At 47.9% G+C, this 19,307-nt stretch carries 14 protein-coding genes, 3 tRNA genes, 1 rRNA gene and 2 pseudogenes; all 20 read right to left on the bottom strand.

Going from position 1 to position 19,307, the window contains the following annotated elements; all coding sequences use genetic code 11:
- Positions 1–87: 87 nt before the first annotated feature.
- A complete protein-coding gene (locus B5E64_RS14380) occupies positions 88–4,464 on the bottom strand; it encodes an acyl-CoA dehydratase activase (protein WP_087169190.1) in 4,377 nt (1,458 codons plus the stop codon).
- Positions 4,465–4,691: 227 nt separating this feature from the next.
- A complete protein-coding gene (locus B5E64_RS14375) occupies positions 4,692–5,447 on the bottom strand; it encodes a PEP/pyruvate-binding domain-containing protein (RefSeq protein WP_087169143.1) in 756 nt (251 codons plus the stop codon).
- A gap of 585 nt (positions 5,448–6,032) precedes the next feature.
- Positions 6,033–6,158 carry a hypothetical protein gene (locus B5E64_RS18675; protein WP_275532825.1) on the bottom strand — a complete coding sequence of 42 codons (126 nt, stop codon included), beginning with the start codon at positions 6,156–6,158 and terminating at the stop codon, positions 6,033–6,035.
- 168 nt (positions 6,159–6,326) lie between these two features.
- Entirely contained in the window at positions 6,327–7,160 is an 834-nt protein-coding gene (locus B5E64_RS14370; protein WP_087169142.1) for an undecaprenyl-diphosphate phosphatase, read from the bottom strand.
- Between the two features lie 44 nt (positions 7,161–7,204).
- Positions 7,205–8,071, bottom strand: coding sequence for an EamA family transporter (locus B5E64_RS14365; RefSeq protein ID WP_087169141.1), 867 nt, complete (start codon positions 8,069–8,071; stop codon positions 7,205–7,207).
- 21 nt (positions 8,072–8,092) lie between these two features.
- Positions 8,093–8,709, bottom strand: a pseudogene (locus tag B5E64_RS14360) (response regulator transcription factor).
- Positions 8,710–8,737: 28 nt separating this feature from the next.
- Entirely contained in the window at positions 8,738–11,035 is a 2,298-nt protein-coding gene (locus B5E64_RS14355; RefSeq protein ID WP_087169140.1) for a cation-translocating P-type ATPase, read from the bottom strand.
- 283 nt (positions 11,036–11,318) lie between these two features.
- Positions 11,319–11,954 (bottom strand): hypothetical protein, encoded by a 636-nt coding sequence (locus B5E64_RS14350; protein WP_242960238.1) that lies wholly within the window; start codon positions 11,952–11,954, stop codon positions 11,319–11,321.
- Positions 11,947–12,381 (bottom strand): ATP-binding protein, encoded by a 435-nt coding sequence (locus B5E64_RS14345; protein ID WP_204247073.1) that lies wholly within the window; start codon positions 12,379–12,381, stop codon positions 11,947–11,949. Before B5E64_RS14345 ends, B5E64_RS14350 begins: the two co-directional genes overlap by 8 nt.
- Before the next feature lie 134 nt (positions 12,382–12,515).
- Positions 12,516–12,692, bottom strand: a complete 177-nt coding sequence (locus B5E64_RS17890) for a YfhO family protein (protein WP_140398867.1) — start codon at positions 12,690–12,692, stop codon at positions 12,516–12,518.
- Between the two features lie 160 nt (positions 12,693–12,852).
- Positions 12,853–12,924: transfer RNA gene (locus tag B5E64_RS14340), tRNA-Cys, on the bottom strand.
- Positions 12,925–12,978: 54 nt separating this feature from the next.
- Positions 12,979–13,050, bottom strand: a tRNA-Glu gene (locus B5E64_RS14335).
- A gap of 73 nt (positions 13,051–13,123) precedes the next feature.
- Positions 13,124–13,747 carry a DUF47 family protein gene (locus B5E64_RS14330; RefSeq protein ID WP_087169139.1) on the bottom strand — a complete coding sequence of 208 codons (624 nt, stop codon included), beginning with the start codon at positions 13,745–13,747 and terminating at the stop codon, positions 13,124–13,126.
- 21 nt (positions 13,748–13,768) lie between these two features.
- On the bottom strand, positions 13,769–14,821 hold the full coding sequence (locus tag B5E64_RS14325) for an inorganic phosphate transporter (RefSeq protein ID WP_087169138.1): 1,053 nt from the start codon (positions 14,819–14,821) through the stop codon (positions 13,769–13,771).
- Positions 14,822–15,066: 245 nt separating this feature from the next.
- Positions 15,067–15,357 (bottom strand): hypothetical protein, encoded by a 291-nt coding sequence (locus B5E64_RS14320; RefSeq protein ID WP_087169137.1) that lies wholly within the window; start codon positions 15,355–15,357, stop codon positions 15,067–15,069.
- A 144-nt stretch (positions 15,358–15,501) separates the two neighbouring features.
- Positions 15,502–16,038: a response regulator transcription factor gene (locus B5E64_RS14315; RefSeq protein WP_242960236.1), complete on the bottom strand. Its 537-nt coding sequence runs from the start codon at positions 16,036–16,038 to the stop codon at positions 15,502–15,504.
- A 32-nt stretch (positions 16,039–16,070) separates the two neighbouring features.
- Positions 16,071–17,204 (bottom strand): glycerate kinase, encoded by a 1,134-nt coding sequence (locus tag B5E64_RS14310; protein ID WP_087169136.1) that lies wholly within the window; start codon positions 17,202–17,204, stop codon positions 16,071–16,073.
- A gap of 74 nt (positions 17,205–17,278) precedes the next feature.
- A pseudogene (locus B5E64_RS14305) lies at positions 17,279–18,459 on the bottom strand (enolase C-terminal domain-like protein); the annotation flags it as partial.
- Between the two features lie 435 nt (positions 18,460–18,894).
- Positions 18,895–18,967, bottom strand: a tRNA-Asn gene (locus B5E64_RS14300).
- Positions 18,968–19,077: 110 nt separating this feature from the next.
- Positions 19,078–19,307 (bottom strand): 23S ribosomal RNA (locus B5E64_RS14295); the annotation flags it as partial.

Here is a 19,307-nt window from a genome sequence, read left to right as displayed (position 1 = left end):
CATTTTTTCTATTATAAAGTGTAATTGTAAGAATTTTGTGTGCATTTTCTAAAAAAACATGGGAAAACGGATGAGGCGGTTTTCCTGCTATTCTTTCCGTGTTTTCGCATTCATTACAAGCATCTGGAGCCGGTTTTCTATATTTGCAAAACTGACATCCGGATCATAATCCAGCGTCAGGATCTGGATATCCGGATACCGCTCTTTGAGCCTCTTGGAAATTCCTCTTCCGACCACATGGTTCGGTAGACATCCAAACGGCTGTAAAATAACGAAGAACTTACAGCCATTCTTTGCGTGGTGCAGTATTTCTCCCGGAATCAGCACCCCTTCTCCCGCGTCAAACGTATGATGAATGATCGGATCGCTGTCCTTGACCAGATCCTGCATTCTGCATGCCGGGCGATAAAGCGGATGCATTTTTGCGATCGAATCCGTCACGTTGTGGGCCAGATTGAAGATCTGATTTGCTGTGTGGAACCACACCTTATCCTTGACCGGCTTCTTCAGATGATATTCCCTGTTCTGGCTGTCTTTATAAAAATAAGTCTTACGGATTACATCCGTCATCCGCGCTTCAACAATCTCAAACCCGTTGTTTTCCAGATATCTTTCAATCTCATGATTGGCACCCGGATGGAAATTCAGAAGGTACTCTCCGACAATCAGTACCCGCGGCCGCGGGGTTGTCCGGTCATATGAAACCTGTTTCATGATTTCGATGGCCTTTTTAAAGCCTTTCTTCATTCCGGAAATGCCGGAGCGTCCCAGTCCTCCTATCACCTGATCCATTGCTTTTTCAAATGCCCGGTCCGCACTTCCTTCTTCCGTCTCATACGGCCGGATCTTCCGAAGAAGTTCCTCCAGCACATCGATCATCGGAAGACCGAAGGCAATCCGCATGGCGGAAAGCAGATTCATCTGAAAGCCCGGATGCAGGTTGTGATAATCCATATCGTCATTGGTCAGAATCGGAACATTCTCGTATCCCGCATCATCCAGAGCCTTGCGAAGCAGCGCACCGTAATGGGTAAGACGGCAGTCTCCGATATATTTTCCCATTGCGATTGCCACATGGTCGGTATCGTACTTTCCGCTTTTCAGCGCCGCAAGAGCTTCGCCAATGACAATCTGTGCCGGGAAGCAGATATCATTGTGCACATACTGCTTCCCGAGCCGGATCGCTTCCTCCCGACCGATCTCCAGCGGAACCGTGCGGATTCCCTGCCCTGCATAGGCCGCTGCCATCAGTCTGGAAAAGGCATGGGATGTATTCGGGATCAACACAACTTTTTCCTGTCTGCTTTCTTTCGTATATTTCACCGGATACGGATCTTTCAGTTCATGAAGTTCAAGTCCCCGTTTTTTCTCCCTTCCCATGGCTACCGTCTCCAGGAAGGAACGGACACGGATTCGGAGCGGTCCTTGAATATCACTTTCATCCAGCTTCAAAACAAGCGGTGTCTTACCGGAAATCTCCTTCATGAGACGGATGATTTCGTCTGAAAGGTATGCATCATGACCGCAGCCAAAGCTTACGATCTGCACATATTCCAGATGTTCGTTGCCAGCCGCAAGGATTGCAGAAGAAATCATCCGTGCATGGTAGTTGTTTACGATATCCAGCCGGCTTTTGCTTAAATCCACCTCATTGGCCTCCGGCAGGGAGTCCGCCGTCAGCACCGGGATTCCCATCCGCGTGAACATATCCGGCAGATCGTGGTTGACCAGAGAATCATTCTGATACGGCCTTGCCGCCAGTACCACCGCGAATCTTCCGGTACGGGTCACTTCCTCAAGGATGGCGCTTCCCGCTTTTTTCAGTTCGGTGTGGAAGGTATCTTCCGCCCGGTCTGCCGCTTCCATGGCCTGTCTTGTCATCTCTTCCGGGATCTGGAAGGTCGCTTTCATATACTGAGTCAGCTGCCTGTCCCGGTCTTCCTTCGTATACCAGTGGAACAGCGGGGCGTCATACGGGATTCCCCACATCTGCGCCGGATTGTCCGAGTTGCGCACGACAATCGGATATCCCTTTACAACCGCGCACATGGACTCACTTGTCTTTTCCGTGTTCTCGGTCGGAACCGTCGTGATCGATGGCATGAAAATCCGGTCCACCTTTTTGGACGCCAGATTTCTCAGGTGCCCGTGGACAAGCTTTGCCGGAAAGCAGACTGTATCTGAAGTTACCGCTGAAAGACCTTTTTCATAAATCTTCCTTGTACTCGGATCCGAAATCTTTACATCAAATCCCAGAGATTCAAAAAATGTTACCCAGAACGGCATCGTCTCCCAGAAGGAAAGGACACGCGGAATTCCGATGGTAATGTTCCTTTTCGGTGCAAGCTCCGGATGCGGATACTCCCGGAACAGAAGCTTTTCCCGCTTCCGGAACAGGTTCGGCACGGCATTTGCCTTCTGCGTCTTTTCCTTTAACTGCTGCCGAACATTGGAATCCTCCGGCATGCCAAGCACCGTTCCCCTCTCACACCGGTTGTTCGTGATCCACGCATTGCCGTTGGAGAAGGTGACGATCGTCCTCTTACAATGGTTCTGGCAGAACGGGCACGGAGAATTGGACTCCTGCTTATAGGAAAAATCATCCAGAGAGTCCAGATCGATAAACGTCCTTTTCTCCGGTTCTTTCTGATGGCGTTCCTTTGCGATCAGCGCAATTCCGATGGCTCCCATGATGCCCGGATACGGCGCCCGGAATACTTCCCGCCCGAGGTATTCTTCCATCGCCCGGACTACCGCATCATTTTCAAACGTGCCGCCCTGCACGACAATCCGGTCTCCCAGAGAGTCCCGGTTGGAAATGCGGACGACTTTCGTAAAGACATTTTCTATAATGGAACGGCACAGACCGGCCATGATATCCTCCGGCTGTCTTCCGTTTCTCTGCTCTGTAATAATGCTGCTGTTCATAAAGACCGTACACCGGCTTCCAAGCACCGCCGGGTGCCTGGACGAAAATGCCACCTCGGCGATCTGCTTTGACGGTATCTGCAAGGTAGATGCGAAGTTTTCCAGGAAGGAACCGCAGCCTGATGAACATGCCTCATTGACAAGAATGTTGGTAATAACACCGTTGTCCATCCAGATCGCTTTCATGTCCTGTCCGCCGATATCTAGAATAAATGTCGCATCACTGACATATTTCTGCACCGCCCTTGCGTGTGCTACCGTCTCTACGGTATGGTACTCTGCCTGGAATGCCTTGGCGAAGAGCTGCTCGCCGTATCCGGTTGTTCCTGCCGCAATGATTTCCAGTCTGGCACCCGCCTTTTTGTAGCGCTCCCGCATCTCAATCAGGGCGCGCTTTGCCACCATAAGCGGCTCCCCTTCATTCGGCGCATAGAAGGAGCCGAGAATTTCCTCGTCTTCCCCGATCAGAACAAACTTTGTCGTCGTACTGCCCGAATCGATTCCCAGATAGGCTCTCACCGTCTCTCCCGGTTCCGGCTGTTTCCATTCCACCGGTTTTGTCGCATGTCTGCGGCGGAATATCTCTTCCTCTTCTTTAGACGCAAAAAACGGCCGGGCTTCTTTCGAGTCGGCATCCTTTTCTTCTTTTGCATTCTGAAGAAGCTGTGCGTACTCGGAAGCGGTACGGCTTTTCGTGTCAAACATTGTCTTCAGCGAGATGGCTGCACCGTAGGCCACCATCAGTTCCGGGTGTTCCGGTCTTAAAATATCCTCCGGCGAGAGATCCAGACGCTCGGCAAAAACACGGACGAGAACCGGATTGAATGTAAGCGGTCCTCCCTCAAATGCTACCGGCTTCTCGATCTCCAGTCCCTGGGCGAGTCCGCCGATGGTCTGCTTGGCAATCGCATGAAATGCAGAAAGGGCCAGATCGGACTTGGCCACTCCCTGGTTCAAAAGAGGCTGGATATCGGTCTTCGCATACACGCCGCACCGTCCTGAAATATCATAGACACAGGTTCCCTGTTCAGCCAGCGCATTGAAATCCTCCACGGAAACTTTGAGAACGGACGCGATCTCATCGATAAATGCGCCGGTCCCTCCGGCACAGCTTCCATTCATCCGCATGTCTGCGACCTGAAGTGCTCCCGTCCCCTCTTCCCTGCGGAAGAAGATCATCTTTGCATCCTGTCCTCCAAGCTCAATGGCGCTCCCTACGGACTCATACTTGTCCTGAAGCGCGATGGCATTTGCCGCCACCTCCTGTACAAAAGGGACATCCATTTTCTTTGCAACGGGTTTGGCTCCCGAACCGGTCAGCGCGATCCGCACCGGCACATCCGGGCATTCCCGCGCGAATTCCTCTACCGCGCGGACGACACTTTTTAACTGCTTTGCATGGTGCCGTCTGTAATTTGAATACAGGATTGTCCCTTGTTCCGGGTCCACCGCAACGATCTTTGTCGTGGTGGATCCAACGTCAATTCCAACCAGTAATTCCTGATCAGATGAAAGTCTCAAATTTCTGCTAATCATATACTTCATCTGCCTTTTCTTAATGTATCTTAAATTTTTTCATCTACCTTGAAACAGGATTCCCCTGACGGACCATCTGTCGGCAGGGGAATCCCATTCAATTTGTCATGATTGAATTATTAACACAAAGTGAGGAAAATGTCAACTTATCTCTTTACTGATTTAAAATCTGCATAAACTCCTCTTACAGTACCGGACATACGGTTTTCATATCCGTACCGTCTGTTTCATTTACGGTCAGGAAAAGTCCGTCTGGTCTCAGGGCGCAACAGACCGCACAAAGTTTCCCCGGTCTGTTCATTATTCCAGTACCACAGATCTTCCGGCTCCGTCACCCGGAACATACCTGAAAGCACCTTCCGGTCCGGACAGATCTTCGGGAAAAGATCCTCCAGCCCGGCAAACAGTTCTTCATTATAATACTCCGTTCTGTCATCGCCCCACAGCGCACAGTAGAATATCCCCGTCTCAACCATATCCTGGAACATATGGCTTCCGTAACTCAGCTCCGGCATATATCCCGCACGGCTGTCCGAGACTTCACAGATTCCCCGGAATCCGGAAATCTGTGCAAAGCTCACCGGCACTCCCAGTTCCGGTGAAGAAGTTCCCACCCTTCCCGGCGTCATAAGTAGGATCTTCTTTCCTTTCCCTCTGTACCATGCATTGACCGCGCCCACCGCCTCCGCCGCCTGAGACTTGAGCGCATAAGGATATTCATAGTAGGCTTTCGCATCGATCTGTATGACCACATCGATCTTCTCCTTCTCCGAAGTCCCCATGGCGGAATCTCTGAGACGGAAAAAGCAGTCCTTTTCCGGCAGTCCTGGAATCCCGGTAATGCTTCCCTTCTCCCCCGTATAGAGCGGCCGGCACTGGAGAAGGTTGACTACGAACTCGCCTTCTTCATTCAGATTGACTGTATACTCAATATCCACCGGATTGCCGTAGACCTGACCTAGTGTTTTCAGTACGCTCTGCATAAGACCGGTAAACTCCCTGTTCTCAAGAAGTCCCTATAACTAAAAACAGCGAAAATGATATGCTGTCCTTCCTGACAGGAAATCTGATCCTCAGGACAATACGAAGTTAACCTCTTTCTTTGTTTATCATAATTATTTTCTGTCTATTCTGGTTTTTTTATTTTATATGGATTTTTTTTCTGACTTTATATTGACACGTCCCGATTTATGAGTTATTATTAAGACATCAAAAGAAAAGGAGGACGGACCACCAAAAACATAAGTTCAACATTTAAATTTTAAAGAAACGAGGTATAGTCCAATGGCAAAGTAATCGAAATATTATTGAAAACACTATTCAGAAAGGATAGTTTTAAATAGATATCAATTAAACAAGGAGGAAAGACCCATGGATGGAATAGGTAAATAATCCACTGTACGACTGCGAAATCGATACAGTGGATTTTTATTGCCCTCTTATATATTTTTACTTTACACAAAAAGGTGATTATTGAAAAGCCATCGGACCTCGGCAGATTTTCAACATGCCAAGGTTTCCCGTCCTTTCATCAGAACTTCGATATAATGGTCGAAATCTACATCATTTTATTTTTTCAATATCTCAATATAACTTTCCTTGATGTGATCTGCCGCGATATCCGTTGCATCCGGCATTCCCATGGCATCCCCCAATGCCATACCAAACAAAGCACCTGCAATCTTATTTTTCATTCCGCCACCTCCATGCTCTATTGCAATTGCAACTTACTTTTTGTCCTGTATCAATTGAACAAAATGACTGCATTTTTCATAAACGGTTATTAACTACAGAACAAAGTTTCCTGTTTAATAAAATATTGCCCGGTACAAACCGGGCAACACAAAAAATCTGTTTTTTTATTATACCTGAATCACTCCTGCCATGCTGCAGAGCAGGACGATAATTCCAAGAACAATCCGGTACCATCCGAAGGCCTGGAAGTCATGCTTTTTGATGTAGTCCATCAGGAAACGAATAACTACGATAGACACAAGAAAGGCGGTAATCATACCGACCGCAAGCACCAGCAGTTCGGATCCACTAAAGGCAAATCCATACTGAAGAACTTTTAAAAGGCTTGCGCCAAGCATAACCGGAACCGCAAGGAAGAAAGTAAATTCGGATGCCGCTTTTCTTGATACACCGATAAGCAGGGCGCCGACAATCGTGGCACCGGACCGGGAGGTTCCAGGAAAGATTGCCGCAATCAACTGGAAGACTCCGATGATCAGCACAGCCGAAATTGTCAGATCCTCCACTGTCTTCATCCGCGGTCTTTTCCCTTTATTCCAGCGTTCAATCACGATGAACGCAATACCAAAGACAATCAGGGCAATCGCAACCGGAACTGCATGATAGAACATTGCTTCAAATACATCATCAAACAGAATCCCGATCACAGCCGCCGGAATGCAGGTCAGAAGGATCTTTCCCCAGAGGATCATTTTGTCCATTTCGATTACCGGTCTGTTTTTGTCTTTAAACTGAAACGGGAACAGCTGGTTCCAGAACTGCAGTACGACCGCAAAAATCGCGCCAAGCTGAATCACAACAAGAAAGACATTGACAAAGTCCGCGCTTCCTTTCAGCTTGACAAACTCGTCCAGAAGGATCATGTGTCCTGTACTGCTGACAGGAAGCCATTCCGTGATTCCCTCCACAATTCCAAACAAAACTGCTTTTATAATTTCCATTTATTTTCTCCTTGTTTCTTTTTTGATTGATTCTTTTTCAGGTATCAAAGTGCTGCCATGGCAATCGTGCCTGCAGTCAGCAGAACCAGTCCTGCCGCCGCTTTCCTGCTGAGCTTTTCTCCAAATACAAAGTAGGAAAATACAACAGTCACAAGCACGCTCAGCTTGTCAACAGGAGCCACAATACTGGCCGGGCCTTCCTGAAGAGCCCGGTAATAGCAGAGCCATGAAGCTCCTGTAGCGATCCCGGAGCAACAGATAAAGATCAGCTCTATTTTCGGAATCTGCCGGACTTCCTGCTGCTTTTTCCGGATTCCCACCATAAGCCAGGCCATCACAAGCACCACACAGGTACGGATTGCTGTGCCGAGATTGGATTCCACGCCGGAGATCCCGACCTTTCCGAGGATCGCCGTAAGACTTGCAAATACTGCGGATCCTGCCGCATAGAGAATCCAGCCTGCACCGCCCCTGGAAGCTTTAATCTCCACATCCTTTTTCTCGATCATCAGAAAAATTCCGGCCGCAATCACAATTACCGCTGCCGCTTTCGGAATTGAGATTCCTTCCTGCAGAAAGATCAGGGCAAGCAGGATTGTCAGCACTGTGCTGGACTTGTCGATCGGAACAACCTTGTTGATATCCCCTGTCTGCAGCGCCTTAAAATAACAGAGCCACGATGCTCCCGTGGCCGCGCCGGACAGAATCAGAAAGACAAGCGTTCTCGCATCAATCAATGAAATCTCATCTGCCGATCCTACAATTCCTACAATCACCCACGAAAAAATCAGGATCACGATCGTCCGTACCGCTGTGGCTACAGTAGAATCGGTTTTCCTGATTCCGCATTTTGCCAGAATGGACGTGACCCCCGCAAAAAAAGCAGAACCCACAGCATACAAAAGCCACATCAGACATTCCTTCTTTCTCTATCAGGATTCCCGGTCATTTAACCGGTAACCAGCACCCCACACCGTCTCGATGATCTTCGGATTTCTGGCGTCATCCTCAATTTTCTCTCTCAGACGGTTCACATGAACCGATACCGTCGCCGCATCGGATACATACTCAAATCCCCATATCTTTTCAAAAAGTTCTTCTTTTGAAAACACGATATTTGGATTTTCTGCAAGGAACCGAAGCAGCTCAAACTCCCGGTTCGGGATTTTCAGTTCTACACCATGTTTCCATACTTTCCAGGTCTTTGGCTCGATCACCACGTCCTGGATCGTGATCTTATCTCCCTTGTTCCGCTCCTCCCTGCCGCGCCCGGATGTCAGCCGTTCGTACTGCTTCAGATGGGAGCGTATCCGCGCCACCAGCTGAGACGGATCAAAAGGTTTTGTAATATAGTCATCAGCGCCCAGTCCGAGGCCGCGGATCACATCCACGGCCTCGGTGCAGGCTGTCACCATCAGGATCGGAATATCGATCTGATCCCGGATCTCCCGTCATCTAACAACACGGTTTCATATCCATTGCTCTCCAGATAATCTTTTTCCAGCCAGGCAATTTTTTCATCATCCTCCACAATCAGAATCTTCGTCATATCAGTTCCTCCTATGGGAAACATATCTCTATTTCATTTTTGCCTTCCGCAGCTGCTCCAGAATCAGAATCACCGCAAAGCAGACAGCTGCGCCGATCAGAACCGTGACCGCCATCGGCATGGTAACTGCGACAATCTCAAGCAGAGACGGGAACAGTGCAAGAGCCAGGAACGTACCGCCGACCATGGTCACGCAGACAAACAGTCTGAGCGGAGTAAGCGGGATACAGCTCTTGATCACTGCCAGCATGGAAATCAGAATCAGCAGAAGATACATCACCGTCTGTCTTTCCTCAGTGCCAAACGGCGCAAGCAGCGTAAATACCGCAATCATACATGCAACCGTAATACCAAACGGTGCGGCATGGGAAAGTGCCGTCGGGAGGAATTTCCCGCGGATTCTCCTTATATCCGACTCCACAATCGATACGAAGGACGGATATGCCTCGATGCAGGCATCGATCAGCGTGATCTGAATCGGAATAAACGGGAACGCCTTATTCGTGATCAGACAGAAAAACGATACCAGTACAGAATAGATCGTCTTGATAAAGAATACCTGCGCTGTTCTCGTTACGTTGTTGATGACCTTCCGGCCTTCCATCACAACATGTGGAAGGTTCGTAAAGTCGGAATCCAGAAGCACTATCTGCGCAATCTGGCGGCTTGCGTCACTTCCGTCCGCAACTGCAATCGAGCAGTCCGCCTCACGCAGTGCCAGCAGGTCATTGACTCCATCGCCTGTCATCGCCACCTGATGGCCCTGACGCTTCAGCGCCAGCACAAGCTCCTGCTTCTGCTTCGGCGTCACTCTGGCAAAAACAGCATATCTCCGGCAGAGCATATCATAATCCAGATCTTCGCCAAGCGTGGACAGATCGATGGCATCTTCCCATCTCTCCAGTCCGGCACGTTTTGCAATCATCGATACCGTCTTTACATGGTCTCCGGAAATAACTTTGACATCCACGCCCTCTCTCTTAAAGAACGCAAGCGTCTCCTCGGCATTCTTCCGGATCGTATCTTCCAGAATCACACTGTAAACCGGACGGATTCCCGCCGGCAGCTCATTATCATTCTCCCACGTCTGTCCGGAATATCCGATAATAATCACTCTTCGTCCTTTTTCCAGCTCACACTCCAGATTCTCCGGAAGATTTCCCATCAACCGCTCCGGCGCGCCCACAAAAATACTTCCCGCACCTTCAAAACTGATGCATCCCCATTTTCTCTTCGAAGAGAACGCGATCTTGTGAACCGGACGGTACGCCGCTTTCGGCTCAAACTTTTCTTTCAGCGCCTGAAACGTTGCATTGTTGTCATCACTGGCGGCCATATAAGACTGCACAAGCGCATCCATCTCGCCGCCCGGCAGATCCGTCAGCGGAATCACCGAATGGACTCTCAGCTTTCCATCTGTGATCGTCCCTGTCTTGTCCAGACAAATGGTATCCACATGTGCAAGCGTCTCCAGTGAATAAATATTCTGCACAAGAATTTTCATTCTCGCAAGCCGAATGACACCGGCTGCCAGAGAAACAGATATCAGAAGAACAAGTCCCTTCGGAAGCATACCAAGAAGTGCCGCCGAAGAAGAAATCACCGCCTCATCAACCGGAGTATTTCTAAGGAAATACGCTTCCAGGAACAGGATAATTCCAAGCGGGATAATCAGAAAACTCGTAAATTTCGTCACTTTCCGCATGGAACCAAGAAGCTCCGAATGAATCTGCTTTTCCTGCTTTACTTCATTTGCAAGTTTCGTCGCATAGTTTTCATTCCCGACATGGGTTACTCTCGCATACGCCTTACCGGAAATAACAGAACTTCCCGAAAAAAGCTCCGCTCCCTGTTCCTTGACAACAGCATCACTCTCACCGGTCAGAAGAGACTCATTGACCTCAAGCATCCCATCCACAACGACCGCATCATTACAGATCTGATTACCGCTGGCAAGCACCATCAGATCATCCTTTACGATCTCTTCCATCTCCACGGTCATTTCCCGGTTATCCCTGCGCACACGCACAGTCGGACGGTTCAGAATCGACAGCTCGTCCACAAGCTTCTTCGCCTTGAACTCCTGCGCAATCCCAATCACAATATTCAGAATAATAATCACGATGAACAGCATATTCGAATATGCCCCCACCAAAAACAGCAGCACCGCAATTAAAAAGTTCAGAAAGTTGAACAACGTACAAAGATTCTCCCGCACAATCTGCGGCTTCGTTTTCGTAATCTTTGCGGCTCCGGTACCACCCTCACCACGGGCCTTCCGTTCCTCCACTTCCCGGGCCGACAGCCCAGACAGATTCTCACTCATCACACTACGCCTCCTGCACTACTTTTCTCTCTCAAAGACTAGCATCTTCGACTAAACAAATTTTTATGAATTCTTAAACAATTTCTAAACTCTTCCCGTGTCCTCTCCACTCCCGTCAGAAGCACACTCACACGGAATTCTATCATAACAGAAATCATACAAAAATGCAATTTCAACCACATTATATCAGCCAAAAACCATACATACAACAATTATCGGGGACGTGTTCCGACGCGTCGGAACCTGTCCCCGATGAAAAAAATCTGAAAATTCGTGTTTCCCCTTATTTTATGCGGGTTTTGAGCGTTTTTTGCTCATTTACGTCGTGTACCTGTGCATCGGAACACGTCCCCGATGAAATGAGTTTGCTGCCTTTTTCGCAGATTTCGTAAATCTCGTCGTATTTTTCTTCTATGAGTGGTGAGATTTTTTCTGTTTGTCTGCGTACTCCTTTTTTGTAAAGGAAGTACGGCAGAATCCAGCCCAGGAATCCTGGAATGGCGAGAAGGATGCACAGTACGATGTGCGGCGGGTTTGCTGTGACAGCGAATGTTGATCCTGCCATAAATGCGGTTCCTATGATTCCGGTTGTGATTGCAACGATGGATGGAAGTGAGGTTTTTTCTTTTTCCAGATGCCGGATTTCTTCTACATAGGCTTCGAAATTTCTTTGTAGTCTGGTGAGTTCCATCTTATTGATAATCTTCCGGTCCCGTTTCATCCGGATGATGCTTTTTCTGTGATGATGGGATTTTGTATGTGATCCGTAGTATTCCATACGGATATCCTGTACATTTTCATCGATTTCCCATCCGAAATTCATGTATCCGTCTATTAAAAATGAGATTTGCCCCGGCTCTGCTACTACTTGTTTATATTCGTATCCGATGAACCGGTTGTTTTCTTTGTTTTCATTCATTGTTTCGTTCCACCTCCGCCTGTTCTCTGGTTTGTTCTGCTTTTGGAAGAATCACCTTAAATGTGCTTCCTTTTCCTTCTTCGCTTTTGACGGAGATTTCCCCGTCCATGAGTACAAGGACGCGTTTTACAAGTGCAAGTCCCAGTCCATTTCCTTCTTTGGAGTGGGATGTATCCCCCTGATAAAATTTATCGAAAATGTGTTTTACACTTTCCCGGTTCATGCCGCATCCGGTGTCTGTGACCTCCACTTCAATGAAACTGTCCCTGAATTTCTGCCGGACCTGTACGCTTCCTCCCGGCTCTGTAAATTTGATTGCGTTGGATATCAGGTTGTTCCAGACGAGCTCCATCAGGCTCGGATCTGCCTGTACCAGTACGCGTTCCTCCACATCTGCTTCCAGCTCCAGATCTTTCCGGTCCCACAAAGGATCAAAAAGTTGAACGGACTGCTGAGATAATAGGAAAACAAACTGTAAAAACTATATCCCATCGCATGGCCGGAAAATGTCCACCATACTCCCTGTCCGATCTGATGCAGAAATTCTTCATAAAAGCCCAGCTACTGGTGTACACCATCTATGATCAGCGCCGATCTGGATCCAAACGGAAATATGCCCACTGCTGCAAATCCGATACAACAGGTCAGAACAGGAAAGAAAAAAGCGGCCAGCAGACTGTGTATCTGCTTCTGTCTGTTATCCGTTACACTTTTAATCCGGCAATCTCTGGCTTTCACTGTAATTCCTCCGTAATAAGAGTTTTTCTCTCACTTGTTTCTGATGTGTAGTCTAACGGATAGATCTAATAACTTCATATGGATTTTTTAAACAATTTTTAAATATTAAGAAATGATACTCAGAAAATAGAAAAAAGCCCGTAAATACGGGCTTTTTGAGAGGCGCAGACCGGATTTGAACCGGTGCATCAGGGTGTTGCAGACCCACGCCTTACCGCTTGGCTACTGCGCCGTACACTATATTATATTATCATATTTTCTGAAAAATGCAAGCATTTTTCAAAAATGACTCCGACGGGAATCGAACCCGTGTTACCGCCGTGAAAGGGCGATGTCTTAACCGCTTGACCACGGAGCCTTATTTCTTGGCACCGCTATCGCAGTGCCGATAATTATATTATCATACCCTCTCAAAAAAAGCAAGCCTTTTTTTAAGAATTTTTCATAACTACACTTTCTACCACATCTGCGGCATGTTCACATGTATCCGCGCACCGCTCAAGATAGATGTAGATCTCTCTCCATGCTATGATATGCAGCGGATTCTGGCACTCGGCATGGAGCTTCCGCATGCTCTTCATAAAGCAGCGGTCCGCCTCTTCTTCCAGGTCATTAATCTGGATAATGACTTCTTTCAGCTTTTTGGAATGCCGGAAATCTGCAAACTCTTTTGTAAGCTCTGTCACCTTTTCACAGCAGCGGATAATAATATCCAGCATCTGAAGGGCATCATCTTCAATCTCAGTGATATTATTCATATAGATTCTCAGGAGCACATCCTCAATCTTATCTGTGATATCGTCAATCCGCTGGCTCAGAGCAATGATGTCCTCTCTTTCAATCGGAGGGATAAACTCTTTTGCAAGTCTGTCCAGCATATCGTGCTTTTTCATGTCCGCACTGTTTTCTATCTTGTGCATCTCGTCCAGATACTCCTCCAGCTTTTCCGGTCTGAAGTCTCTGAGAATTCCTACAAGCATATGTCCCGCCTGACAGGAAATTTCCGCACAGGCTGTAAATGTTTCAAAATAAAATGAATCCCGATTCTTTGCCATTTTTACTTCCTCCTACTTCTTCTAAAAGAGTGCCATGAACAGCTTTGCTATGACAAAACTGATCAGTCCGCATCCCGGGAACGTAAATACCCAGGTCAGCATCATGTCCTTTACTACGCCGAAATTGATTGCGGAAAGTCTTTTTACCGCGCCGACGCCCATAATTGCGCTGGTCTTTGTATGTGTTGTGGAAACCGGAATTCCAAACACACTGGAAAGCAGCAGACAGAACGCGCCTGCAAGGTCCGCTGAAAATCCCTGGAACTTCTCAAGCTTGACCATATCCATTCCGACAGATTTTATAATCTTCTCACCGCCTACGCTTGTCCCGATTCCCATAACGGCACTGCAAAGCAGCATCAGCCATATCGGAATCCCCATGCCTTCCACACTGGACTGTCCGTTGCAGAAAGCGATTCCAAGAAACAGCACACCGATAAATTTCTGTCCATCCTGCGCTCCGTGCATAAAGCTCATAAATGCCGCGCCGAAAATCTGTGCGCCTTTAAAAAATGACGATGTCCTGCGCCGGTCCATAGATGCGCAGAGAGCCGCAATCACCTTGCAGATGATCCAGCCCGAAAAAAATCCGAGCGCCAGACTCAGTACAAGTCCGTAAAGCACCTTAACCCATTCCGCGCCGTTTACACCGGACAATCCGTTCTGAATCGCAATCGCCGCGCCGGTAAGTCCGGCAATAAGGCTGTGGCTTTCGCTGGTAGGAATTCCAAAAACAGAAGCCGCAACACTGTATACAACAATGGAAAACAATGCCGCGCAAAGAGCTACCAGCGCCTTGTCTGTCTCTCCTCCAAAGTCCACCATATTGCTGATTGTGGACGCAACCGAGCTGTTGATCCCGGTCATCACAAGTACTCCAAGGAAATTAAAGACAGCGCTCATCATAATTGCAGGCCTCACCCGCATACACCTTGTGGCAATACAGGTGGCAATCGCGTTCGGTGCATCCGTCCATCCGTTTACGAAAATGACCCCCATTGTAAGAAGCACGGTGATCAAAAGTACCGGATTTGACGTGACCTGCTGAAAAAAGCTGAAAAATGAAACATCCATAAGTCTCTTCCTTTACCCATCCTTTTCTTCTTTTAATAAATTTCGACTGTATACTTTTTATGAGCTTTCTATTTGATTTTTTCTTTACACAGTCTTAACTCAAATATAACATTGCGCCCGTTCTCTTACAAGAATTTTTCATATGGTAAGATCTACAAAAAAAATGCGTTAAATCGAAAGTTTTTATCACTTTCGACTTAACACACATTTTCTGTCCCGTTTCAAACAAACTTCCCATTTCAGGGTCATGAAATCACGTGAAATGTTTTCCACTTTCCTCTCCTGAACCGTACCCAGAACACGACTGCTCTGCTCAGCCAGTCCATACACATGGCAAGCGCAATCACCAGCGAGCTCTTCATCAACCGTTTAAAGTACTGTTTTGCCTGTTCGATATCGCCCGCGCCCATGCACTGGCTGACAATGAACGTATCCGAAAGCCCCACCAGCACCAGCATCAGCAAAAACTGCTCCATCACGAGGGGCAGTATCATATTTCTCAGCTGCTTATTTGTAAATAATAGTTTCTGCTCCAAGCCTCTCTCTCATTTCTTATATTCGATATCGGTCAAAGACCGAAGAATCCTCAAATAAGTATAGTGCCTCTCACCGGCTCTGTCCAATACCTGTATAAAATAGCCGGGAATACCCAAAAGGCATCCCCGGCTGTTCAATAGGATTTACTTTTTAAACCGATACCCGACTCCCCATACAGTCTGTGTATACTGCGGGTCGGACGGGTCATCTTCTATTTTCTCTCTCAATTTATTGATATGTACCGTGACTGTCGACATGTCTCCTACAGCTTCTGTTCCCCAGACATGGTCAAAAATCCGCTCTCTTGTAAAGACGATATCCGGATTTCCGGCCAGAAACAAAAGAAGCCTGAATTCCCGTCCTGTAAGTTCCAGCTTGTTTTTCCCTTTATATACGCGGTAAGATCCCGGATAGATTCTCAGCTGGCCGGTAGAGATTACTTCTTCCTTTCTTCCGGCTTTCAGCGTCTTATGGATTTGCATATGCGCTTTTATCCGGGCCGTCAGCTCTGCAGGGCTGAACGGCTTTACAATATAGTCATCCGCCCCGAGCCCGAGCCCTTTGATTTTATCTATATCCTCTTTTTTTGCAGTGACAAGAAGAATCGGAACATCGGATTGAGCCCTGATCGCTCTGCAGATATCAAACCCGCTTTTTCCCGGCAGCATCAGATCCAGCAATACGGCAAAATATTCTCTTTTCCGGATATTTTCTAACCGCAGATCAGCCGGAATACCTGTTCGACAGCCAGTTCCATATTTTTCCGGACCCGCTCCGGCTCCATTGCTTCTTCCAGAGTAGTAATTCCTCTGACAATCGGGAAAAATGCGTCAATCCCCGCCTCATTGCAGGCCCCTGCATCGTCTGTCACGCTTCCTGCAAAAGCAATGACTTTTTTCCCGTATTTTTTCGCAAGTTTCGCCACACCCACTGGTACCTTTCCCATCGCGGTCTGCGAATCCAGTCTTCCCTCGCCGGTAATCACAAGATCCGCGTCGCGGATCTCTTCTTCCAGACCGACTGCTTCCATAATGATATCAATACCCGGTTTTAGGACCGCATCCGGCATATAGCTGATAAAAGCAAATCCGAGTCCTCCCGCGGCTCCTGCTCCTTCTTCCTCACTATGGTCTTTTCCCAGATACATTTTTGTCATCCCTGCATAATGCTTCATCTTCTCGTCCAGAACCGCTCTTTCTTCCGCCCTGACTCCCTTCTGCGGGCCATATACATATACCGCACCGTTTTCACCGCAAAGCGGATTTTTCACATCACACGCAATCCGGAAGGAACATTCCTTGAGTTCCGGCATTGCCAGGCTTGTGTCAATTCTGACGATCCGGTCAAGTTCACCGATCCCTCCGGCGATCTGTCTTCCTTCCGCATTCAGAAATCGGTACCCAAGCGCCTGAAGCATCCCTGCTCCCCCGTCTGTCGTCGCACTGCCCCCGATTCCGATAATGAATTTTCTTCCTCCTTTTTCCACTGCATCCCGAATCATCTCTCCTACGCCAAAACTTGTGGCATTCCACGGATCCAGACTGTCCGGATGAATAAGCGTGATTCCGGCCGCCTCCGCCATCTCCATCACAATCGTCTCTCCATCCGGCAGTATCCCGTATTTTGCTGTTACATGCTTCCCGTCCGGCCCTGTCACACGGACTTCACGGTATTCTCCACCCAGTCCTTCGATCATGCTTTCCGTTGTTCCCTCTCCTCCGTCCGCTACAGGTTTTATGACAACATCCGCCCGGCATACCTTTCTGATTCCGGCCTTTGCCGCCGTTCCCGCCTCTATGGAACCAATGCTCCCTTTCATCGAATCAATCGCTGCTACAACTTTCATATCATTCCTCCTGCCAAAGAAAGCATGCTTCCCCGGCATTCAGGATCCATGCTTCCTTCTTTTCATTTATAGTATTATCTTACCAGACAAGGCTTCTTCGGTCAAATTTCCATCCAGGAATCAAATACTGCATGACAACAGAGTCATCTCTTCCTCCCAGACAGTTTTCCCTGTACAGCTGATTCGCCTTCAGAATCTGATCCATATCCACTTCAATTCCAAGCCCCGGTTTTTTCGGCACTTCCACACATCCGTCTTTGATCTGCAGCGGCTCTTTCGTCAGCCGCTCGACTCCTTCCTGCCAGATCCAGTGCGTATCCAGCGCATTATATTCACCCGGCACAGCAGCTCCCACATGAGTAAACATTGCCAGGGAAATATCAAAATGATTGTTGGAATGAGACCCCCATGTATATCCGAAATCATGACACATCTGTGCAACTCTCACCGAGCCGCTCATTGTCCAGAAATGCGGGTCTGCCAGAATGATATCAACCGCCTGCGATTCCAGAGAGTGTCCTACCTCTCTCCAGTCTGTGGCAATCATATTGGTGGCTGTAGGGAACCCTGTCCTTCTGCGGAATTCACTCATGATCTCTCTTCCCGAGTACACTCCTTCCGCACCGCATGGATCTTCACAGTATGTAAGAATCCCTTTCATGCCCTTTACGTATTCTACCGCTTCCTCAAGAAGCCAGCCGCCGTTTGGATCCAGATCAATCCTTGCGTCCGGGAATTCCTTTTTCAACGCCCGGATTACATCCATCTCTTCATTTCCCGGCAACACTCCGCCTTTCAATTTAAAATCTTCGAATCCGTATTTCTCATGTGTTGCTTTTGCAAACGCGACAATCTTCTCCGCGGTCAGCGCTTCTTCATGGCGGATCCGGTACCATTCACAGTCAGAGTCCGGTTCCTCATCGTACGGGAGATCTGTCTTTTTTCTGTCCCCTACAAAGAACAGGTAGCCCAGCATCCGGACCTTGTCCCTTTGCTGTCCGTCTCCCAGAAGCTCACAGACAGGAACTCCGAGCATCTTTCCGAGAAGATCCAGACACGGTGCTTCGATCGCGGTCAGCACATGGACTCCCGTCCTCAGATCGAAGGTCTGGTTTCCTCTTACATCTTCTTCTCCTTTGGAATCCAGATATCTTTTCACCTTTAACAACGTGCTTTTATACTCCGCAAGATTGGATCCTTCCACAATCGGTCTGCATTCTTCCAGCGCATTGGTGATCTTTGTTCCTCCCGGAACTGACATTTTCAGCAATGATTAAATTTATTATAGGGATTTTCTGATATGGTGTCAAACACCGGAGCTTGACAAATGCAGTCTTTACATAATTTGGGAGATGTACCTGGTAACACGACTGCATTATACGGCTGACTTTTCTACCAATTGCCAGACAAGCGCTTCAAAGATCAATCTGGTAAAATATCCGATCGACCGTTATAATGTAGGGCTTAACCCTCCCTTCTCTTTAAGATAAAATAAAAAAGCCCGACAGTAAAACTTAAAATTTACCATCGGGCAACACACCGGAACCCATCCAGCAACGCAATTCCGCTTCATTTTTAAGTATAACAATCAAATGCCTGCTTTTTTCAGCAGACAATCTGTTTTGCCCCCGAGGGGCATATTACAAAAACAAATCAAGCCCGTAAATGTTGAATTTACGGGCTTTGCAAGCTCCCCCTGTTGGACTTGAACCAACGACACTGCGGTTAACAGCCGCATGCTCTACCGACTGAGCTAAGGAGGAATATTTTAGATACAAAGAAACACACCTTTTCAGGTGTTTCCTTTTGTGTACCTTCAAAACCACATATAAGTCCACGTTTCTGTCATCCTGCTTTTCCTATCCACCATTCCTTGGTTATGCCCTCGACCTATTAGTAACAGTCAGCTCCATGCATTACTGCACTTCCACCTCTGCCCTATCTACCTCGTCGTCTTCAAGGGGTCTTACTACTTGCGTATGGGATATCTCATCTTGAGGGGGGCTTCACGCTTAGATGCCTTCAGCGTTTATCCCTTCCCGGCTTGGCTACCCTGCCATGCACTTGGTAATGCAACAGGTACACCAGCGGCCGGTCCATCCC

This window comes from Drancourtella sp. An12, from assembly GCF_002160935.1.
Lineage (GTDB): Bacteria > Bacillota > Clostridia > Lachnospirales > Lachnospiraceae > Sellimonas > Sellimonas catena.
This window is presented reverse-complemented; position numbering and strand designations above follow the sequence as displayed.

Excerpts from the sequence above, each read along its gene's own strand:
- B5E64_RS14380 (WP_087169190.1), bottom strand. The coding sequence starts at position 4,464 with ATGATTAGCAGAAATTTGAGACTTTCATCTGATCAGGAATTACTGGTT.
- B5E64_RS14375 (WP_087169143.1), bottom strand. The coding sequence starts at position 5,447 with ATGCAGAGCGTACTGAAAACACTAGGTCAGGTCTACGGCAATCCGGTG.
- B5E64_RS18675 (WP_275532825.1), bottom strand. The coding sequence starts at position 6,158 with ATGAAAAATAAGATTGCAGGTGCTTTGTTTGGTATGGCATTGGGGGAT.
- B5E64_RS14370 (WP_087169142.1), bottom strand. The coding sequence starts at position 7,160 with ATGGAAATTATAAAAGCAGTTTTGTTTGGAATTGTGGAGGGAATCACG.
- B5E64_RS14365 (WP_087169141.1), bottom strand. The coding sequence starts at position 8,071 with ATGTGGCTTTTGTATGCTGTGGGTTCTGCTTTTTTTGCGGGGGTCACG.
- B5E64_RS14355 (WP_087169140.1), bottom strand. The coding sequence starts at position 11,035 with ATGAGTGAGAATCTGTCTGGGCTGTCGGCCCGGGAAGTGGAGGAACGG.
- B5E64_RS14350 (WP_242960238.1), bottom strand. The coding sequence starts at position 11,954 with ATGAATGAAAACAAAGAAAACAACCGGTTCATCGGATACGAATATAAA.
- B5E64_RS14330 (WP_087169139.1), bottom strand. The coding sequence starts at position 13,747 with ATGGCAAAGAATCGGGATTCATTTTATTTTGAAACATTTACAGCCTGT.
- B5E64_RS14325 (WP_087169138.1), bottom strand. The coding sequence starts at position 14,821 with ATGGATGTTTCATTTTTCAGCTTTTTTCAGCAGGTCACGTCAAATCCG.
- B5E64_RS14310 (WP_087169136.1), bottom strand. The coding sequence starts at position 17,204 with ATGAAAGTTGTAGCAGCGATTGATTCGATGAAAGGGAGCATTGGTTCC.